Origin of the sequence: Kitasatospora cheerisanensis KCTC 2395 (assembly GCF_000696185.1) — a bacterium.
GTDB classification, from domain to species: Bacteria; Actinomycetota; Actinomycetes; order Streptomycetales; family Streptomycetaceae; genus Kitasatospora; species Kitasatospora cheerisanensis.
This window is the reverse complement of sequence record NZ_KK853997.1, coordinates 365,283-383,225: the sequence shown is the minus strand read 5'-3', so window position 1 is coordinate 383,225 and position 17,943 is coordinate 365,283. Positions and strand designations below refer to the sequence as shown.

Sequence of the window (17,943 nt, the reverse complement as noted above, 5' to 3'; positions counted from 1 at the left end):
CACCGCCATGCCCACCGACACGGACCAGGTGGTCGCCGCCCTGCGCGCCTCGCTGCTGGACAACCAGCGCCTGCGGCAGGAGAACCGGCGGCTCCGCGACGACGCCGCCGAGCCCATCGCCGTCGTGGCGATGAGCTGCCGCTACCCCGGCGGCGTCCGCACCCCGGAAGACCTGTGGGAGCTGCTGTCCAAGGAGCGCGACGCGGTCTCGCCGTTCCCCACCGACCGCGGCTGGGACGTCGAGGGCGGCTTCGACGCCGACCCCGACACCCCCGGCACCTTCTACGTCCGCGAGGGCGGCTTCCTGCACGACGCGACCGGCTTCGACGCCGGCTTCTTCGGCATCTCGCCGCGCGAGGCGCTGGCCATGGACCCGCAGCAGCGGCTGCTGCTGGAAGCGTCCTGGGAGGCGGTGGAACGCGCCGGCATCGACCCGGCCACCCTGCGCGGCAGCCGCACCGGCGTCTACACCGGAGTGATCTACAGCGAGTACGGGTCGCGCCTCGGCCGGGTGCCCGACGAGGTGGAGGGCTTCCTCGGCACCGGCACCATCCCGAGCGTCGCCTCCGGCCGGATCGCCTACACCCTGGGCCTGGAGGGCCCGGCGGTCACCCTGGACACCGCCTGCTCGTCCTCGCTGGTCGCCGTCCACCTCGCCTGCCAGGGCCTGCGCGCCGGCGACACCACCCTCGCGCTGGCCGGCGGGGTGACCGTGATGGCCACCCCCGGCCTGTACGTCGGATTCAGCCGCCAGCGCGGCCTGGCGCCCGACGGGCGCAGCAAGTCCTTCTCGGCCGCGGCGGACGGCGCCGGATTCGGGGAGGGCCTGGGCCTGCTGCTGCTGGAACGGCTCTCGGACGCCCGGCGCGCCGGGCACCCCGTGCTGGCCGTCATCCGCGGCTCGGCCGTCAACCAGGACGGCGCCAGCAACGGGCTGACCGCCCCGAACGGGCCCGCGCAGCAGCGCGTCATCAGCAGCGCGCTCGCCCACGCCGGACTCGCCCCGGCCGAGGTGGACATGGTCGAGGCGCACGGCACCGGCACCGTCCTCGGCGACCCGATCGAGGCCCAGGCGCTGATGGCCACCTACGGGCAGGACCGGCCCGCCGGGCAGCCGCTGCGGCTGGGCTCGCTGAAGTCCAACCTGTCCCACACCCAGGCCGCCGCGGGCGTCGGCGGGATCATCAAGTCGGTGCTCGCCATCCGGCACGGCCTGATGCCGCGCACCCTGCACGTCGACCGCCCCTCACCCCGGATCGACTGGACCGAGGGCGCCGTCACCCTGCTCACCGAGGCCACCCCCTGGCCGGAGACCGGACGGCCGCGCCGGGCCGGGGTGTCCTCCTTCGGCGCCAGCGGCACCAACGCCCACGTCATCCTCGAACAGGCCCCCGCCGCCACCGACGAGCCGGTCGACCGGCCGGCCGCACCGGCCGCCGTCCCCTGGATCCTGTCGGCCCGCACCCCGGCGGCGCTGCGCGCGCAGGCGGCGGCGCTGCACGAGCGGGTCACGGCGGAACCGGACCTGAGCCTGCTGGACGTGGGCCATTCGCTGCTGGCGGGCCGTTCGCGGTTCGCCGAGCGGGCGGTGGTGGTGGGCGCGGACCGGGACGAGCTGCTGGCCGGGCTCGCCGCCCTGTCGCGGGGCAAGGGCTCGGTGAGCGTGCCGGTCGGCGGCGGGCCGGTCCCGGGCCGGTCGGTGCTGGTGTTCCCGGGCCAGGGGTCGCAATGGGTGGGCATGGCCGTGGAGCTGCTGGCCGGGTCGGAGGTCTTCGCGGCGCGGATGGGGGAGTGTGCGCGGGCGCTGGCGCCTTATGTGGATTGGGAGTTGACGGAGGCTCTCGGTTCGGAGGCGCTGTTGGCGCGGGTGGACGTGGTGCAGCCCGTTCTGTGGGCGGTGATGGTCTCGCTCGCGGAGGTGTGGCGCTCGTTCGGCGTCGTCCCGGATGCGGTGGTCGGCCACTCGCAGGGCGAGATCGCCGCCGCCGTGGTGGCGGGCGGTCTGAGCCTGGAGGACGGCGCGCGAGTGGTGGCCCTGCGCTCCCGAGCGGTGGCGGCGCTGGCGGGCCGGGGCGGCATGGCCTCGGTGCCGCTGCCGGTCGAGGCGGTACGGGAGCGGATCGCCGGCGGGTTGTCGGTGGCCGCCGTCAACGGCCCGTCCTCGACAGCGGTTTCGGGCGACGCGGACGCGGTGGCGGCACTGGTCGCGGAACTCCTGGAAGAAGGGGTGTGGGCGACCTCCATCGAGGTGGACTACGCCTCGCACTCCGCGCACGTGGAAGAGGTCCGCGAGCGGCTGCTCGCCGACCTGGACGGCATCGTCCCGCAGTCCGGCGCGGTGCCGTACTACTCCAGCGTGACCGGCGGCCTGCTGGACACGAAGGCCCTGGACGCGGAGTACTGGTACCGCAACCTGCGGCAGACCGTCGAGTTCGAGCAGGCGACCCGCGCGCTCCTCGCCGCCGGCCACCGCGTGTTCATCGAGTCCAGCCCGCAGCCGGCCCTGATGTACGGCATCGAGGACACGGCCGCCGACGCGGGCGCCCCGGAGACGGTGGTGCTCGACACCCTGCGGCGCGGAGCCGGAGGGCTCCGCCGGCTCCAACTCGCCCTCGCCGCCGCACACGTCCGGGGCCTGCGGGTCGACTGGGAGCGGATCTTCGCGGGAACCGGCGCCCGGCGGGTGGACCTGCCCACCTACGCCTTCCAGCGCCGCCGCTACTGGCTCGACGCCCTGCCCGCCGACCGCGACCAGGCCGCCAGCGGCCAGTCCGCCGCCGACCACCCGCTGCTCGGCGCCGCGATCGACCTGCCCGACGACGCGGGCACCCTCTTCACCGGCCGGCTCTCCGCGGCCACCCACCCCTGGCTCGCCGACCACGCCGTGGCCGGAGCGGTGATCCTGCCAGGCGCGGCCCTCGTCGAACTGGCCGCCCACGCGGGCCGCCACCACGGCTGCGCGCTCGTGGAGGAACTCACCCTCGCCACCCCGCTGCTGCTGCCCGACGGCCACGCCGTCCAGCTGCGCGTCCGGGTGGGCGCCGACGACGGCACCGGCCGGCGGCCGGTCGAGTTCCACTCCCGGCCCGAAACCGCCCCCGACGCCGGCGACCGGCCCTGGACCCGGCACGCGACCGGCACGGTCGGCCCCCGCGACCCCTCCGCCGAGCGGGACGGCCCGGCCGAACCGGCCGGCGCCTGGCCCCCGCCCGGCGCCGTCCCGCTCGACGTGGACGAGCTGTACGCGCTGCTCGAAGCCCGCGGCGTCGCCTACGGCCCCGCGTTCCGCGGCCTGCGCGCCGCCTGGCGCACTGCCGACGCGATCCACGCCGAAGTGGCCCGGCCCGACGGCCTCCCCGGCACCGGCGCCGACGGCTTCGGCGTGCACCCCGCCCTGCTGGACGCGGCCCTCCAGACCACCGGCCTGCGCGAGGGCGCCGCGACCGCCGAGCCCGCCGACGGCGTCCCGCTGCCGTTCTCCTGGCAGCGCGTCGCGCTCGAAGCCTCCGACGCGCCGGTCCTGCGCGTCCTGCTGCGCCCCGACGGCCCCGACGCCGTCACCGCGCGGATCACCGACCCCGCGGGACGCACCGTGGCGACGGTCGGCTCGCTCACCCTGCGCACGGCGTCCACCGCGGCGCTGCGGGCGTCCTCCGGCTCGGTCTTCCACGTCGGCTGGACGCCGGTCACCGCCGGGCCCGGCCCGCGCCCCGTCACCCGCTGGGGCCTCCTCGGCCCGCGGGACGAGCGGGTGCTGCCCGCCGCCTTCCCCGTCGAACCCCGGCCCGCGACCGCCGACGCGGTGCTGCTGACCTGCCCCCCGACCGCCGACGGTACGGACCCCGCCGCGGTGCACGCGGTCGCCGCCGAGGTCCTGGACCGCGTCCAGGCCCGGCTGGCCGACGACACCACCGCCCGGACGCGCCTGGTGGTGCTCACCCGGGGTGCCACCGGCCCGCACGGCGCGCGGCCGCGGCCGGCGGACCCGGGAGCGGCGGCCGTCTGGGGCCTGCTCAGGGCCGCCCAGCTCGAACACCCCGACCGGTTCGTCCTGCTGGACATCGAGGGCCCGGACCAGGACGGCCTCGGCGACGCGCTCGCCGAGCTGCTCGCCACCGGCGAACCGCAGGCGGCCCTGCGCGACGGCGTGCTGTACGCGCCCCGCCTGGTCCGGCCGCCGGCCGCCCCCGCCCCCGACCCCGCGGCCCGGCCGGCCGGCGCGTTCGGGCCGCCCGAGGGCACGGTGCTGCTGAGCGGCGGCGGCGCGCTCGCGGCCGTCCTGGCCCGCCACCTGGTCGCCGCGCACGGCGTGCGCCACCTGCTGGTGCTGAGCCGCCGCGGCGCCGACGCCCCCGGCCTGCCGGAACTGACGGCGGAGCTGGCCGCCGCCGGCGCCGAGCTGACCGCCCTCGGCTGCGACGTGTCCGACCGCCCGGCGCTGGCCGCCGCCCTCGCCGCCGTCCCCGAACGCCACCCGCTGTGCGCCGTGGTGCACACCGCCGGCGTGCTCGACGACGGCCTGCTGGACGGGCTGACGGCGGAGCGGATGGCCGCCGTCCTGCGGCCCAAGTTCGACGCCGCCCGCCACCTCGACGAGTTGACGCGCGGAGCGGACCTCGCCGCGTTCCTCGTCTTCTCCTCCGCCGCGGGCGTGCTCGGCAGCCCCGGCCAGGCGTCCTACTCGGCCGCGAACGCCGCGCTCGACGCCCTGGTCGCGGAACGCCGGCGGCTCGGACTCCCCGGCCTCTCGCTGGCCTGGGGGCCCTGGGAGCGGATGAGCGGAATGACGGCGGAACTCGCCGCCCCCGACCGGCGGCGGATCGACCGGCGCGGCGCCCGCGGCCTCTCCGACGAGGAGGCGATGGCCCTGCTGGACACGGTCTGCGCCGCGGACACCGCCCCGCCGGGAGACGGCAGCCCCGTCGTCCTGGCCCACCTCGACCTCACCGTGCGCGGCGACGGCCCGGTGCACCCGCTGCTGCGCTCGCTGGTCCGGCGCACCCCGGCCGCGCCGGCCGGGGCGAAGGCGGCGCCGACCGCCGCCGCGGCCCTGCGCCGCCGGCTCGACAACGCCGCCGACGCGCAGGAACGCGAACTGGTGCTGCGCGAACTCGTCCTCGCCGAGGCCGCCGAAGTCCTCGGCCACACCGACTCCGAGGCGCTGTCCGCCACCGCGCCCTTCCTCTCCGTCGGCTTCGACTCGCTGACCGCGGTCGAGCTCCGCAACCGGCTCGCCGCCGTCACCGGAGTGCGGCTGCGGCCCTCCGCCGTCTTCGACAGCGGCACCCCCGCCGCGCTCGCCGCGCGCCTCGCCGCCGAGGCCCGGACCGAGGACACCCCCCGGGCCGAAGCGGCGCCCCCGACCGGCGCCGCCGCGCCCGACACCGAGCCCGCCGACACCGACCCGGCGAGCGTGCTGTTCCGCCGGGCCTGCGCACTCGGCCGGATCGACGAGGGCATCGCGCTGCTCAAGAACGCCTCCGCGCTGCGCCCGGCCTTCCACCGCGGCAGCGAGCACGCCGCCGCCGGCGCCGGCCCGCGGCTGCTGCGCCTGAACGAGCGCGCCGACGCCCCCGTCCTGGTCTGCTTCGGCTCCGTCGTCGCCCTCGGCGGCGCCCACCAGTACGCCCGCTTCGCCTCCCGCTTCCGGGACCGCTACGCCGTCGCCGCCCTGGACGCCCCCGGGTTCACCGCAGAGGAGGAACTGCCCGCCGACATGGCGGCCCTGCTCGACTACCAGGCGACGACCCTGCTCCGCGAACTGCCCGGCCGGACGCTGATCCTGGCCGGCTCCTCCTCCGGCGGCACGCTCGCCCACGGAGTGGCCGCCGCGCTGGAGCAGCGCGGCGCGGGCCCGGCGGCCGTGGTGCTGCTGGACACCTACCTCTCCGACAACCGGGGCATCACCCAGTTCAACGACGTCCTGCTGGGCGGCATGTTCGCCCGCGAGGACCGGGCGGCCCCGATGGACGGCACCCGGCTGACCGCGATGGGCGGCTACTTCCGGCTGCTCGACGACTGGAAGCCCCCGACGGTCGGCGCCCCGCTGCTGCTGGTCCGCGCCTCCACCCCGCTCGGCCGCCCGTCCGCCGACGCCGGCGACTGGCGCGCCTCCTGGGCCGGCGCCGACACCGTCGTCGACGTCCCCGGAGACCACTTCTCGATCATGGAGCAGCACGTCGCGACCACCGGCGACGCCGTCGCCGACTGGCTCGGCGCGACCCTGCCCGCCACCACCCTCCGTACCACCGACGGCTCGTGAGACTGAAGGAGAACCCGTTGACCACCGCCCCGTACGACGATTCACCCCCGCGGCACGCCCTCACCGTGCTGGGAGCCGGGGTGATGGGCGTCGGAATCACCGTCCTCGCCCTCGGGCACGGCCTGCCGGTCCACCTGGTCGACGTCGACCGCGAACGGCTCGACCGCGCCGCGGACCTGATCGACGGCGAGCTCCGGCTGGCCGAACTGATGGGCGCACTGCCCGCCGGGACGCCCCTCGGCGCCCTGGAGACCGGCACCTCGCTCAAGGCCGCCGCCGGAGCCACCGCCGTCGTCGAGGCGGTCACCGAGAACGCCGCGATCAAGGCCGCCGTGCTGTCCGAGGTCTCCGGACTGGTCCGGCCCGGAACCCTGCTGATCACCAACACCTCCTCCATCCCGGTCGACGAACTGGCCGGGGCCCTGGAACGGCCGGAGGAACTGGTCGGCACCCACTTCATGAACCCGCCCTACCTGATCGGCACCGCCGAAGTGGTCCGCGGCGCCAGGACCGGCGACCACGCGATGGCCGCCGTGGCGGCCCTGCTCACGGCGCTGCGGCGGCGGGCGGTGACCGTCCGGGACGCGCCCGGCTTCGTGACCAGCCGCATCCTGCACCCGATGATCAACGACGCGGCACGGGTCGTCGAGGAGGGCACCGCCACCGCCGAGGACGTCGACGCCCTGATGCAGGGCTGCCTGGGACACCCCACCGGCCCGCTGCGCACCGCGGACCTGATCGGCATCGACAACCTCGTCGACTCCCTCACCGTGCTGCACGAGCGCACCGGCGACGAGGGCTGCCGCCCCGCCGAACTGCTGCTCCGGCTGGTCCGCGAGGGCCGGCTCGGCCGCAAGTCCGGACGCGGCTTCTACGACTACACCTGAGCGGCCCGAACACCCTCGAAGGCCCCCCGAACACCCCGAACAGCCCCGAACAGCCCGACAAGGAGACAGCCATGAGCACGCCCGACACCCACACCCTGGAGAAGGAACTGCTGGAGTTCCTGGAAGGACGCACCGGAACCGCCTGGGACGCCGACACCGACCTGTTCGACGCCGGCGGCCTGTCCTCGCTCTTCGCCATGCAGGTGGTGGTGCACCTGGAGAAGACCTACGCCATCGCCGTCCGGGGCGCGGACCTGCGGCTGGACAACTTCCGCACCGTGCGGCGGATGGCCGAATTGGTGGCCCGCCTCCAGGCCCCCGCCGGCGGCCAGCATGGGTGAGGACCTGAGCGGCGCCATGGCCTCCGTCGCCCTGCGGGTCGGCGACCTGGCGGAGGAGTGGGACCGGACCGGCCTCATCCCGCGCGACCTGCTCCGCGAGCTGGGCGCCGAGGGCCGGCTGTGCGCCGAAGTCCCGCAGCAGTACGGCGGCTGGGGGCTCGACAGCACCAGCAGCGGCGCGTACACCGCCCACGTGGGCGGCCTGTGCAGCTCGCTGCGCAGCGTGATGACCTCCCAGGGCATGGCCGCGTGGACCATCCACCGCCTGGGCACCGCCGAGCAGGCGGCCGTCCACCTGCCCCGGCTGACCGGCGGCGACCTGGCGGCCGTCGGCTTCAGCGAGCCCGGCGCCGGCAGCGACCTGTCCGCGATGACCACCACCGTCCGCCGGGACGGCGACACGGTCGTCCTCGACGGGCACAAGAAGTGGGTGACCGCCGCCCACTACGCCGACCTGCTGGTCATCGTCGGCCGCTACCAGGACGGCGCGGTGGCCGTCGTGGTGCCCGCCGACGCGCCCGGCGTCCGGATCGAGCGGATCGCCGACCCGCTCGGCTGCCGCGCGGCCGGACACGCCGACGTGCACCTCGACGGGGTGCGGCTGCCCGCCGACAGCGTCCTCGGCGGCCACGGGCTGCCGCCCGCCCTGCTGGTGACCACCGCGCTGGCCTACGGGCGGATGTCCGTCGCCTGGGGGTGCGTCGGCATCCTGCGGGCCTGCCTGGCGGCGGCCGCCGCGCACGCGGCCGGACGCGAGCAGTTCGGCAAGCCGCTCGCGGAGCACCAGCTCGTCGCCGGACACCTCGCCGACCTCTACACGGCCGAGCAGGTGGCCACCCGGGCCTGCGAGCACGCCAGCCGCTGCTGGGACGAAGGCTCGCCGGACCAGGTGGTGGCGACCGTGCTGGCCAAGCACGTCAGCGCCACCCAGGCCGCCCGCGGCGCGGCGACGGCCGTCCAGGTGCTGGCCTCGGCCGGCTCCCGGGACGGGCACACGGTGGCCCGGGCGTACCGGGACGCCAAGCTGATGGAGATCATCGAGGGCAGCAACGAGCTGTGCCGGCTGATGCTGGCGCAGCACGCCCTCTCCGCCCCGGGGGCGCCGTGAGCGGGCCCGCGGTCGACGAGACGAGGAAGGACGACATGGCTGCGACCGTCAAGTGCCTGGTCTGGGACCTGGACGACACCCTCTGGCAGGGCACCCTGCTCGAGGACGGAGAGGTGCACCTGCCGGAGGAGGTGCGCAAGGTGGTGATCGAACTCGACTCCCGCGGCATCCTCCAGTCCGTCGCCAGCCGCAACGACCACGAGCACGCCTGGGCCCGGCTGGAGGCGTTCGGCCTCGCCGAGTACTTCGTCCTGCCGGAGATCGGATGGGGCGCCAAGTCCGAGTCGGTGAAGCGGATCGCCGACCGGCTGAACTTCGCGCTCACCACCATCGCCTTCGTCGACGACCGGCCCGCCGAACGCGCCGAGGTGGCCTTCCACCTGCCCGAGGTCCGGTGCTACCCGGCCGAGCAGGTCCTCGCCCTCACCGACCTCGCCGAGTTCACCCCCGCGACCAGCACCGTCGACTCCCGGCGGCGGCGCCAGATGTACCAGGCCGGCTTCCGCCGCGAGGCCGAGCGGGAGGCCGCCCCCGGCACCGACGAGGAGTTCCTGCGCTCCCTGGACCTGCGGATGCGCATCGGCCGGGCCACCGGCGAGGAGCTGTCCCGGGTCGAGGAACTCACCCTGCGCACCAGCCAGATGAACGCGACCGGGGTGCACTACCCGGACGCCGTGCTGCGCGAACTGATCACCGACCCCCGGCACGAGGTCCTGGTGGTCACCCTCACCGACCGGTTCGGCCCGCACGGCGCGGTCGGCGTCCTGCTGCTGGAGCGCCACCCGGGCCTGTGGCACCTCAAGCTGCTCGCCACCTCCTGCCGGGTCGTCGCCTACGGCGCCGGCGCGACCCTGCTGAACTGGCTGGCCGACACCGCCGCCCGGTCCGGGGTCCACCTGGTCGCGGACTTCCGGGCGACCGAACGCAACCGGATGATGGAGATCGCCTACCGGTTCGCGGGCTTCGAGGGCCTCGACGAAGCCCCGTGCCCGTGCGCCGACGTCCTCGCACCGGCCCCGGAGGACGGCGGACTCCAGCGCCTGCACCTGGCCCCCGGCCCACGCGTGGTGTCCACCGTCATCGACGTGGCCGCACCCGACCTGAACACGCCGGAAGGGGGCCCGGCCACGCCGTGACGCCCGCGGGGCCCGGCGCTCCCGGGCCCCGGGAGCGCCGGGCCCCGCCGCGCTCAGCGCTTGCGGACCAGGGTGATCCCGTCGGCCATCACCAGCAGCGACAGCTCCACCCGCGGGTCCTCGTGCAGCACCCGGTTCAGCGCCCGCACCCCCGCAGTCTCCGGGTCCACGGCGGCCGGATCGGCGACCCGGCCGAAGAAGAGGGTGTTGTCGACCACGATCAGACCGCCGGGACGCAGCAGCGCCAGCGAACTCTCGTAGTAGCGGACGTAGTTGGTCTTGTCCGCGTCGATGAACACCAGGTCGAAGCTCTCCGGTCCGCGCTCCGCCAGCAGCGCGTCCAGGGTCGCGGCGGCGTCGCCGATCCGCAGGTCGACCCGCGAGTCGACGCCGTCCCGCTTCCAGAACTCGGCGCCGATGGCCGGCCACCGCTCCTCGATGTCGCAGGAGACCAGCACCCCGTCGGCCGGCAGCGCCCGGGCCATGCACAGGGTGCTGTAGCCGGTGAAGGTGCCGATCTCCAGCACCGCCCGCGCCCCCGTCAACCCGACCAGCAGGGCCAGCAGTTGGCCCTCCTCGGCCATCACCTGCATGGCGGTCCCGCCGGGCAGGTCCGCGGTGGTCTCCCGCAGCTCCCTGAGCAGGTCGTCGTCACGGAGGGAGACCTCCCGGACGTAGGCGAGCAGGTCGCGGGTGGCTGCTGTCTGGTCGGCCATGGCGAAGGGTCCTCTCGGAGGAGATCGGGTCGGGCGGGAACGGGACGGACGGGAACGGGACGAGAAGGATCGGGGCGAGCGGCCGCCGGGACGGTCACCCGGCGCGCATGTACGAGTGGTCGTGCCGCAGGGCGGCGACCGCCTGCGCCCGCTCGTGGGCGTAGGCCCGCAGCAGTGCGTCCAGCGGGTAGCGGCCCCCCGTCGGCGCGCCCAGCAGGTTCGCCTCGACCAGCGCGTCCAGGGCCTCCTCGGCCTGCTCCTCGGAGCAGCCGAACATCACCGCGACGCGGCTGCCGGAGACCGACCACGCGCCGGCGGCCCCCAGCGCGGTGAACACCTCGGCCGGGTCGACCCCCGCCCCGGCGGCCCGCCGGAGCCCGGCGTGGTCGGCGTCGAGGCAGGGCCGGACACCGAGGTCGCCCGCGTGCAGCTCGTCCAGCAGCCGCGGGGCGTCGGTGAGCCGCCGGGCGAAGAGCCCGATGCTCCAGTGCGGGCGCTCCAGCAGCCGGGTCCCCGCGATCCGGATGGCCAGCGGCAGGCCCCCGCAGACCGTCAGCACGGTACGGGCCGCCTGCGGTTCGGCGCCGACCCTGGCCGGGCCGACGATGCTGCCCAGCAGCTCCAGCGATCCGGCCTCGTCGAGCGGGCCGAGCTGAAGGGTGCGCGCCCCCTCCAGGTCGGCCAGCCGCCGCCGGCTGGTCACCAGCAGTCTGCTGCCCCCGCTGCCCGGGATGAGCGGCCGCACCTGCGCGGTGCTGGAGGCGTTGTCGAGCACCACCAGCAGGCGGCGGCCCGCGGTGAGCGAGCGGTAGAGGCTCTCCCGCTCCGACGCCCCCTCGGGTATCTCGTCCCGGGGCACGCCCAGGTCCGCCAGGAACCGCGGCAGGACCGTCCGGGCGGTCAGCGGCCGCGCCGCCCCGCCGAGGTCCGCGTACAGCTGGCCGTGCACCGCGGACCCGCGTACCGCGTGCGCGGCGTGCAGGGCCAGCGCGCTCTTGCCGACACCGCCCCGGCCGGTCACCACCGCCGTCGCCACCATGCCCGCCGGCATCGAGCCGGCGGCGAGGAAGTGCTGGAGCCGGGCCAGCGCGCCGGAGCGGGCCGACAGCGGCAGCGGCACCGAGGGGAGCTGCGCCGGACTCGGCCAGCAGGGCCGGTCCCAGCCGGTGGCCGGCGTCGGCGCGGGGGCCGCCGCCCGGGCCTTCGCGGGCTGCGCCGGCGAGGGGGCCGGGGCGGCCGGGGCGGTCCGGGCGGTCGGGGCGGGCGTCCGGGGCCGGTCGTGGACCGCCAGGATGCGCTGGTGCACCTCGCGCAGATCGGCGCTCGGCTCGGTGCCGAGCTGCTCGACGAGCAGCACCCGGGTGCGCCGGTAGAGGTCCAGGGCCTCCGACTGCCGTCCCGAGCGGAACAGCGCCAGCATCAGCTTGCCCACCAGGGCCTCCCGCAGGGGGTGCTTCCGGACCAGCCGCACCAGCTCCGGCACGATCTCGGCGTGCCGGCGCAGCGACAGCTCCGCGTCGAACCGCAGCTCCATCGTCTGCAGGCGGAGCTCCTGGAGGTAGCGGCCCTCCACGTCGCGCAGCGTCTGCGAGGGGATGTCCGCCAGCGGCTCCTCGCGCCACAGCGCGAGCGCCTCGGCCAGCTCGGCGGAGGAGCCCTCCAGGTCGCCGCGCTCGGCCAGCTCCGCCGCGCGCCGGCGGTGGGCGGTGAACTGCCCGAGGTCGCTCTCGTGCTCGCCGAGTTCGAGGAGGTAGCCGGGCGCCCGGGTGAGGATCCGGGCGGAGCCGATCTCGCCCAGTGACTGCCGCAGGCGCATCACGTAGGTGCGGACGGTCGCGGCGGCGCTCGGCGGCGGGGCGCCGTCCCAGACGTACTCGGCGATCCGGTCGACCGAGGTCACCCGGTTGGCGTTGAACAGGAGCGCCGCCATGACCACGCGCTGCCTCGGCGCCGACACGTGCACCTCGCACGCGTTCAACCGGATCGAAAGCGGGCCCAGCAGCAGGAAGTTCAACGGGGGAGTCCTCTTCTTCGTACGGCCGGTCTGCCGCCGGCCTCTTTGGGGGGCCGTGTACGCGTCAACACGGTCCTGTTGGGTGTGGGTGTTCCTGGAGTGCGTGTCGTGCGCCGCGTGCGGGTCGTGCCCCGGGCACGGGTCGTGCGCTCGTGCCGGGTTGCGCTCGTGCCGGGTTGCGCCGCGCGGCACCGCCGCGACGGGAGCCGCGGTGCGCGGGCGCGGCCGGACCGGTGCCGCCGACACGGCTGCGGTCCGGCCGGCCGATACCGTCGGGACGGAGCCAAGTAAAACCCACCGGATTGCTCCGCATCGCAACGTCCTTGCCAATCACCGAAGAGATGGCCGGAATTGAACCCGGACATGAGCGGATCGGTGCGCTCCGGTGGGTACTTGCTGACATTCCGAGCGGTATGGCAGGCTGTCATATGCGGTGCCCGTGAGTAACCGATCACCGTCGTTCAAAGCTCCCCGTATAAGCGCGCACCAGACCGCCCGCCGGTGCGAAGGATGTCCCGCCCGATCGCCACACCCATGCCCGCCGGCCCGCCGCGGATTTCGAGAAGAGAATGAAAGGCCGCCATGACCTCCCTCTCTCTGGACAGCGACCTCTGGTGCCGTCGCTTCCACCCCTCGCCGACGGCCACGCGCCGGCTGGTCTGCTTTCCGCACGCCGGTGGCTCGGCGAGTTTCTACTTCCCGATGTCCGCCGCCCTGCACGGCCCGGTCGACCTGCTGGCCGTCCAGTACCCCGGCCGGCAGGACCGCCGGGAGGAGGCCGGCCTGCACGACCTGCACCGGGTGGCGGACGAGGTGGCCGAGGCACTGCGCCGCTGGGACGACCTCCCGCTGACCCTCTTCGGGCACAGCATGGGCGCGCTCGTCGCCTTCGAGGTGGCCCGGCGGATCGAGCGCGCCGGCGGCCGGGTCGACCACCTCTTCGTCTCCGGCCGCAAGGGGCCGACCGACGACCGGCCCGACGCCTCCCACCCGGTCGACGACGAGGGCATCGTGGCCGAACTCAGGGCCATGAGCGGCACCGACGCCCGGCTCCTCGAGGACCAGGAGCTGCTGGAGATGGTGCTGCCCGCGCTGCGCGGCGACTACCGCGCCGTCGGGGCCTACCGCGCCGACCGCGACGCCGCGGTCGCCTGCCCGGTCACCGCCCTGGTGGGGGACCAGGACCACTGGGCGCCGGTCGCCGACACCGAGCGCTGGCGCGACCGCACCACGGCCGCGTTCGACCTCAAGGTCTTCCCCGGCGGGCACTTCTACCTCAGCAGCCGGGCGGACGAGGTGGCCGGCCTGCTCCGCGACCACCTCGCCGGCGCGCTCCGCGCCTGAGGCCCGGAGTTTCCGGGCCGCCCGCCGGCCGGCTGCCGTTTCCCGGGCGCATTCCCCCGGGGTGCCGGGCGTCGGGGCACGGTCACCCCGTGTTCTCCCGGAATTTATCGATTCCCGGAAGAGGACGGGGTAAGGCGTCCCCTCCCCGGTTGCGGGAGCCGTCGCGAGTGCGGGCCGGGAAAGTCTTTTCCGGCGGCCGGAAATGCAGTCCGCCGCCGGGCCGGCGGAGATTTTCCCAGACCCGGATATCGTCTCGATATCGCAGCGCGAGACGGGTCGCCGGACGTCCGGTCGGAGGCCGCATTCTCCGGCATTGTGCGACCACGTCCGCCACGCCACGCCCGAGCCGCACCACCGTTCCCTCCTTTCACACCAATCCCTCCTTTCACACCGATTCACAGGAGCTGTCATGAGTCTGGGGTACCTGTTCGGCGGCGGCGTCGGGACCGAGCCGCACGGCCTGGAGCTCTACCGGACGTACGAGGTCGTGCAGTGCTGGTACGAGCAGGTCTCCGCGTGGACCGGGCTGACGGTCGGACAGATCCTGGAGGAGGACCTGCCGACCGCCCAGGAGGAGCGCCAGAGCGTCGGCACCGTCCGCGAAGCCGCCCTCGCGATCGGCGTGCACGACGTGCTCGCCTCGTTCAACCTGCGCCCCGCGGCCATCGGCGGCCTCAGCCTCGGCGCGATGACCGCCAGCTGCCTCGCCGGATCGCTGGGGCGCCGGGAACTCTTCGAGATGCTGGCCTCCTCCCGCGACACCCCGGAACCGCCCGCCGACGACCCGCGGCAGGGCATAGCCATCGCCTTCGGCCCCGTCACCGACGGCGCCCCCAGCCACCCCGGCGAGAACCTGCCCGGCGTCTACCTGGCCGGCGACTTCGGCCCCACGGCCGACGGCAGCCAGCGCCTGATGATGCTGGCCGGCCACGCCGACGCACTCGGCGCGCTCGCCGCCGACGTCCCGCCGGGAACGGTCGTCCCGCTCCCCGGCCGCACCATCGCCGTCCACACCCCGCTGCGCCGGCCCTACCGCGAGTTCATGGCCCCGCGGATCGACGCGATCCCGTTCAGCGACCCCGAGATCCCGCTGCTGTCCTGCCTGGAGCCCAAGGTGCTGCGCACCGCCGCCGACGTCCGGGACCTCTTCCAGCGCAACTCCACCGACCCGATCAGCCTGGTCGACGTCTACACCGGGATGAAGGAGCAGGGCGTCCGGCTCGGGCTGGTGATGGGCCCCTCGATTCCCGAGGGCATCCTGGCGTTCCCCTTCCCGGTGGTGCACATCGAGCGGCCCGAGCACATCGAGCAGGCGCTGACCACCGCCTACGAGCTCGGCATCGACCTCTCCGGCGCCCCGGCCCTGTCGTGACCGCCGCCACCGGCGCCGACCCGGACGCCCAGATCGCGCGATGGCTGGACACCGACCTCGACGAGTGGACCCGCACCGTGGTCCGCCGGCACTTCGACCCGGTCACCGGAAGCCCCTACTGGCTCGGGCAGCTCTCCCGGCTGGACTTCGACCCGCGCGACATCACCCGCTACGACCAGCTCGCGGCCTTCGGCCCGTTCCCGCTCGACCGGCTGCGCACCGAGGACCCCGCGGACCTCGTCCCGCTGGCGGTGCCCCGGCCGCTGGTCGGCCGGGTCTGGGACACCGGCGGCACCACCGGCACCCCCTGCCGGGCTTTCTACACCCCCGACATGCTGCGGCACCGGGCGCTCTGGCGCCGCTGGTCCTTCGTGCGGGAGGGCTTCCAGCCGGGCCGCACCTGGCTGCAGGCCACCCCCACCGGACCGCACCTGATCGGCAACGGCGTCCAGGAGGTCTCCGAACTCCACGCCGGCCAGGTGTACGCCGTGGACATGGACCCCCGGTGGGTGAAGCGCCTGATCCGGACGGGCCGCCTGGCCGAGGTCGGCGACTACACCGCCCACCTGCTGGAGCAGATCGCCGATGTCCTCGAGCCGGGCCGGGTCCACTACGTCAACACCACCCCGGCGCTGTTCCAGGCCCTCCGCCAGCACCGGCCCGAACTCGTCGCCGCCCTCGACGGCGTACGCCTGAGCGGCACCCAGATCAGCGCCGACATGTACCGGAGCTTCACCACCGCCCTCCAGGGCGGGATCTGCGGGCTGACCTACGGCAACACCTTCGGCAACGCGGCCTGCCTGGACGTCGAGCGGGACGGCGAACTGATCAGCTACGTCCCGAACTACCCGCAGGTCACCATGGCGGTGGTCGACAAGGCCGACCGCTCGACCCCGGTCGCCCCCGGCACGGTCGGCCAGGTCCGGCTCACCGTCCTCCACGAGGACCTGTTCCTGCCCAACATCCTGGAACGCGACCAGGCCCTCCGGCACCCGACCGACCAGTGGCCCACCGACGGCGTCGCCAACGTCCGCCCGCTCCAGATCGCCACCTCGTCCCCGGAGGGCCTGTACTGAGCCGTCGCCGAACGGTGCGTCTTCGCTGCGACTGTCGACGGGCCACGCGGCCTGTGACGGTGGGATCCGGAGGCACGGGGCCTCCGGATACGCGAAGGAGCACTGTCATGGACTTCCGCGACGAGTTTCCCGCCGACCGGCGACTCGCCCGGGTGCACCGGGCGGGTGCGGGCCTGTGCGGCGTCGTCCTGCTGGCGTTCGGCTGTCTCGGCCTGGCCGACGGCCTGGCGTTCTTCGGCACCACCGGCGAGCGGGTGGCGGGCCTGTCGAGCAACGGCCTGCTCAGCGTGGTCTCGATCGCCACCGCCGCGGTCCTGATCGTCGGGGCCGTGATCGGCGGCCGCACGGCGTCCACGATCACCATCGCGGTGGGCGGCCTCTTCGTCCTCAGCGGGTTCGTCAACCTCGCCCTGCTGGACTCCGGCGCGAACGTCCTGGCCTTCAGGATCCCCAACGTCGTGTTCAGCTTCGTGATGGGCCTGGTCATCGCCACCTGCGGCATGTACGGCCGGGTCAGCGGGAAGCTCCCGTTCGACAACCCCTACTGGCGCCACCGCCACCCCGGGGCGCAGCAGCAGCAGGCTGCCGCGCCGGCCGCCCGTGCCGGGATCGCGGGCCGCACCCGCTGAGGCCCGGTCAGGCGGTCACGGCCCGTTCGAGGAGGTCGAGGGCGCTGAGCAGGGTGCGCGGCCCGGCGGCGCCCTCCGGCGGGTCGAAGCGGTGCCAGCCGGGGCCGGTGGCGAGGACGATCGCGTGGCTGCGGGAACCCCGGGCGCCCCAGGCGGTGCGGACGACCTGCCGGACCAGCTCGGGCTCGCTGGTCTGCGGGCTCTGGGACCAGAGCATCACGGCGCCCGGGCCGGTCCGGCGGACCGCGTCCAGCAGCGCGCGGGGCGGGACGGCCGCGCCGAGCATCCGGAAGGGCAGGGTGCGCTCGGCGAGCCCGGCTGCGACCGCGTCCAGGGGCAGGGTGTGCTGTTCGGCCGGCATGGCGGCGAGCAGCACGGGCGGCACCGCCCGCAGGGCGGCGGCGCGGACGGCGACGGTCCGCAGGGCCGTGGATACGTGCCAGGAGAGCAGGTGCTCGACCTCGACGTACTGCTCGCCGTCCGAGGCCCACTTGCGGCCGACCGCGCGGAGTGCCGGCAGCATCACCTCCGTCCAGGCCTCGACGGTGCCGAGCGCGGTGACCGCGTCCTGGAGGATGCGGGCAACCTCGGGGGCGTCCAGCCGGACGGCGGCCCGGGCCAGGCCACGGCACTCCGGGCGGACCGAACCGACGTGCAGCGCGCGGCTGCCGCCCGGCCCGCCCGCCGCCTCGTCCGCCGGCGGCGCCGGGGGGACGGGCGGGCAGCCCCGGCGGCGAGCACCGCCCGGGCGGCCTCGGCCGGCGGGACGCCGCGCGCGGTCAGGCGGCACATGGCCTCCAGGACGGCGATGTCGGCCGGACTCCACCGGCGGTGGTGCCCGGGCCGGCGCCCGGACGGGCCGATGCCGTAGCGCCGCTCCCAGGAGCGGATCGTGGTGGGGGAGACCCCGAGGTGCCGGGCGACGGCGCCCGTGGGCAGGCCCGCGCCGTCGGAGGCGCCGCCCGCCGCCCGTGCGTCCGGTGCGTCGTCCCGCACCGCCGGCCTGTCCTGCGGGGCGGTCCGGACGCCGTCGTCCGGGCCCCCGGTGCCGTACCCGT

The 17,943-nt window shown here is 75.4% G+C and carries 12 protein-coding genes and 1 pseudogene; 9 read left to right on the top strand and 4 right to left on the bottom strand.

Going from position 1 to position 17,943, the window contains the following annotated elements:
- Window positions 1-7 precede the first annotated feature (7 nt).
- The 5 genes from KCH_RS01885 to KCH_RS01865 all read left to right on the top strand — a co-directional run bounded on the left by KCH_RS01885 (window position 8) and on the right by KCH_RS01865 (window position 9,734).
- Window positions 8-6,262 carry a type I polyketide synthase gene (locus KCH_RS01885; protein WP_035858390.1) on the top strand — a complete coding sequence of 2,085 codons (6,255 nt, stop codon included), beginning with the start codon at window positions 8-10 and terminating at the stop codon, window positions 6,260-6,262.
- A 17-nt stretch (window positions 6,263-6,279) separates the two neighbouring features.
- On the top strand, window positions 6,280-7,149 hold the full coding sequence (locus tag KCH_RS01880; protein ID WP_035858388.1) for a 3-hydroxyacyl-CoA dehydrogenase family protein: 870 nt from the start codon (window positions 6,280-6,282) through the stop codon (window positions 7,147-7,149).
- A gap of 71 nt (window positions 7,150-7,220) precedes the next feature.
- Window positions 7,221-7,490 carry an acyl carrier protein gene (locus tag KCH_RS01875; protein WP_035858386.1) on the top strand — a complete coding sequence of 90 codons (270 nt, stop codon included), beginning with the start codon at window positions 7,221-7,223 and terminating at the stop codon, window positions 7,488-7,490.
- Window positions 7,483-8,598, top strand: a complete 1,116-nt coding sequence (locus KCH_RS01870) for an acyl-CoA dehydrogenase family protein (protein WP_035858384.1) — start codon at window positions 7,483-7,485, stop codon at window positions 8,596-8,598. The genes KCH_RS01875 and KCH_RS01870 overlap by 8 nt, the downstream gene beginning before the upstream one ends.
- Before the next feature lie 35 nt (window positions 8,599-8,633).
- On the top strand, window positions 8,634-9,734 hold the full coding sequence (locus tag KCH_RS01865; RefSeq protein ID WP_035858383.1) for an HAD-IIIC family phosphatase: 1,101 nt from the start codon (window positions 8,634-8,636) through the stop codon (window positions 9,732-9,734).
- Window positions 9,735-9,787: 53 nt separating this feature from the next.
- On the opposite strand, the gene KCH_RS01860 is transcribed toward KCH_RS01865, so the two are convergent.
- Together KCH_RS01860 and KCH_RS01855 are read right to left on the bottom strand one after the other, a co-directional pair.
- The gene (locus KCH_RS01860; protein ID WP_035858381.1) at window positions 9,788-10,450 is read right to left on the bottom strand and encodes an O-methyltransferase; all 663 of its coding nucleotides are present in this window, start codon (window positions 10,448-10,450) and stop codon (window positions 9,788-9,790) included.
- A 94-nt stretch (window positions 10,451-10,544) separates the two neighbouring features.
- Window positions 10,545-12,464, bottom strand: a complete 1,920-nt coding sequence (locus KCH_RS01855; protein ID WP_035858379.1) for an AfsR/SARP family transcriptional regulator — start codon at window positions 12,462-12,464, stop codon at window positions 10,545-10,547.
- Between the two features lie 582 nt (window positions 12,465-13,046).
- On the opposite strand from KCH_RS01855, the gene KCH_RS01850 reads away from it, so the two are divergent.
- From KCH_RS01850 to KCH_RS01835, 4 genes are all read left to right on the top strand, one after another.
- Window positions 13,047-13,808: a thioesterase II family protein gene (locus KCH_RS01850; RefSeq protein ID WP_035858377.1), complete on the top strand. Its 762-nt coding sequence runs from the start codon at window positions 13,047-13,049 to the stop codon at window positions 13,806-13,808.
- A gap of 409 nt (window positions 13,809-14,217) precedes the next feature.
- Window positions 14,218-15,180 carry a malonyl transferase gene (locus tag KCH_RS01845; RefSeq protein ID WP_035858375.1) on the top strand — a complete coding sequence of 321 codons (963 nt, stop codon included), beginning with the start codon at window positions 14,218-14,220 and terminating at the stop codon, window positions 15,178-15,180.
- Complete coding sequence (locus KCH_RS01840; RefSeq protein ID WP_035858373.1) at window positions 15,177-16,256, top strand: arylcarboxylate reductase; 1,080 nt, start codon at window positions 15,177-15,179, stop codon at window positions 16,254-16,256. The genes KCH_RS01845 and KCH_RS01840 overlap by 4 nt, the downstream gene beginning before the upstream one ends.
- Before the next feature lie 107 nt (window positions 16,257-16,363).
- Window positions 16,364-16,885 carry a DUF4383 domain-containing protein gene (locus tag KCH_RS01835; RefSeq protein WP_035858371.1) on the top strand — a complete coding sequence of 174 codons (522 nt, stop codon included), beginning with the start codon at window positions 16,364-16,366 and terminating at the stop codon, window positions 16,883-16,885.
- A 7-nt stretch (window positions 16,886-16,892) separates the two neighbouring features.
- Here KCH_RS01835 and KCH_RS01830 read toward each other — a convergent pair whose 3' ends face one another.
- Together KCH_RS01830 and KCH_RS46400 are read right to left on the bottom strand one after the other, a co-directional pair.
- Window positions 16,893-17,675, bottom strand: a complete 783-nt coding sequence (locus KCH_RS01830) for a B12-binding domain-containing protein (RefSeq protein ID WP_341865331.1) — start codon at window positions 17,673-17,675, stop codon at window positions 16,893-16,895.
- A gap of 11 nt (window positions 17,676-17,686) precedes the next feature.
- Window positions 17,687-17,881: pseudogene (locus KCH_RS46400) on the bottom strand (MerR family DNA-binding transcriptional regulator); the annotation flags it as partial.
- Between the last annotated feature and the right edge of the window lie 62 nt (window positions 17,882-17,943).

What these genes read in the sequence shown, in the direction of transcription:
- KCH_RS01835 (WP_035858371.1), top strand. Translation starts at nt 16,364, where the DNA reads ATGGACTTCCGCGACGAGTTTCCCGCCGACCGGCGACTCGCCCGGGTG.
- KCH_RS01885 (WP_035858390.1), top strand. Translation starts at nt 8, where the DNA reads ATGCCCACCGACACGGACCAGGTGGTCGCCGCCCTGCGCGCCTCGCTG.
- KCH_RS01850 (WP_035858377.1), top strand. Translation starts at nt 13,047, where the DNA reads ATGACCTCCCTCTCTCTGGACAGCGACCTCTGGTGCCGTCGCTTCCAC.
- KCH_RS01860 (WP_035858381.1), bottom strand. Translation starts at nt 10,450, where the DNA reads ATGGCCGACCAGACAGCAGCCACCCGCGACCTGCTCGCCTACGTCCGG.
- KCH_RS01865 (WP_035858383.1), top strand. Translation starts at nt 8,634, where the DNA reads ATGGCTGCGACCGTCAAGTGCCTGGTCTGGGACCTGGACGACACCCTC.
- KCH_RS01870 (WP_035858384.1), top strand. Translation starts at nt 7,483, where the DNA reads ATGGGTGAGGACCTGAGCGGCGCCATGGCCTCCGTCGCCCTGCGGGTC.
- KCH_RS01845 (WP_035858375.1), top strand. Translation starts at nt 14,218, where the DNA reads ATGAGTCTGGGGTACCTGTTCGGCGGCGGCGTCGGGACCGAGCCGCAC.
- KCH_RS01875 (WP_035858386.1), top strand. Translation starts at nt 7,221, where the DNA reads ATGAGCACGCCCGACACCCACACCCTGGAGAAGGAACTGCTGGAGTTC.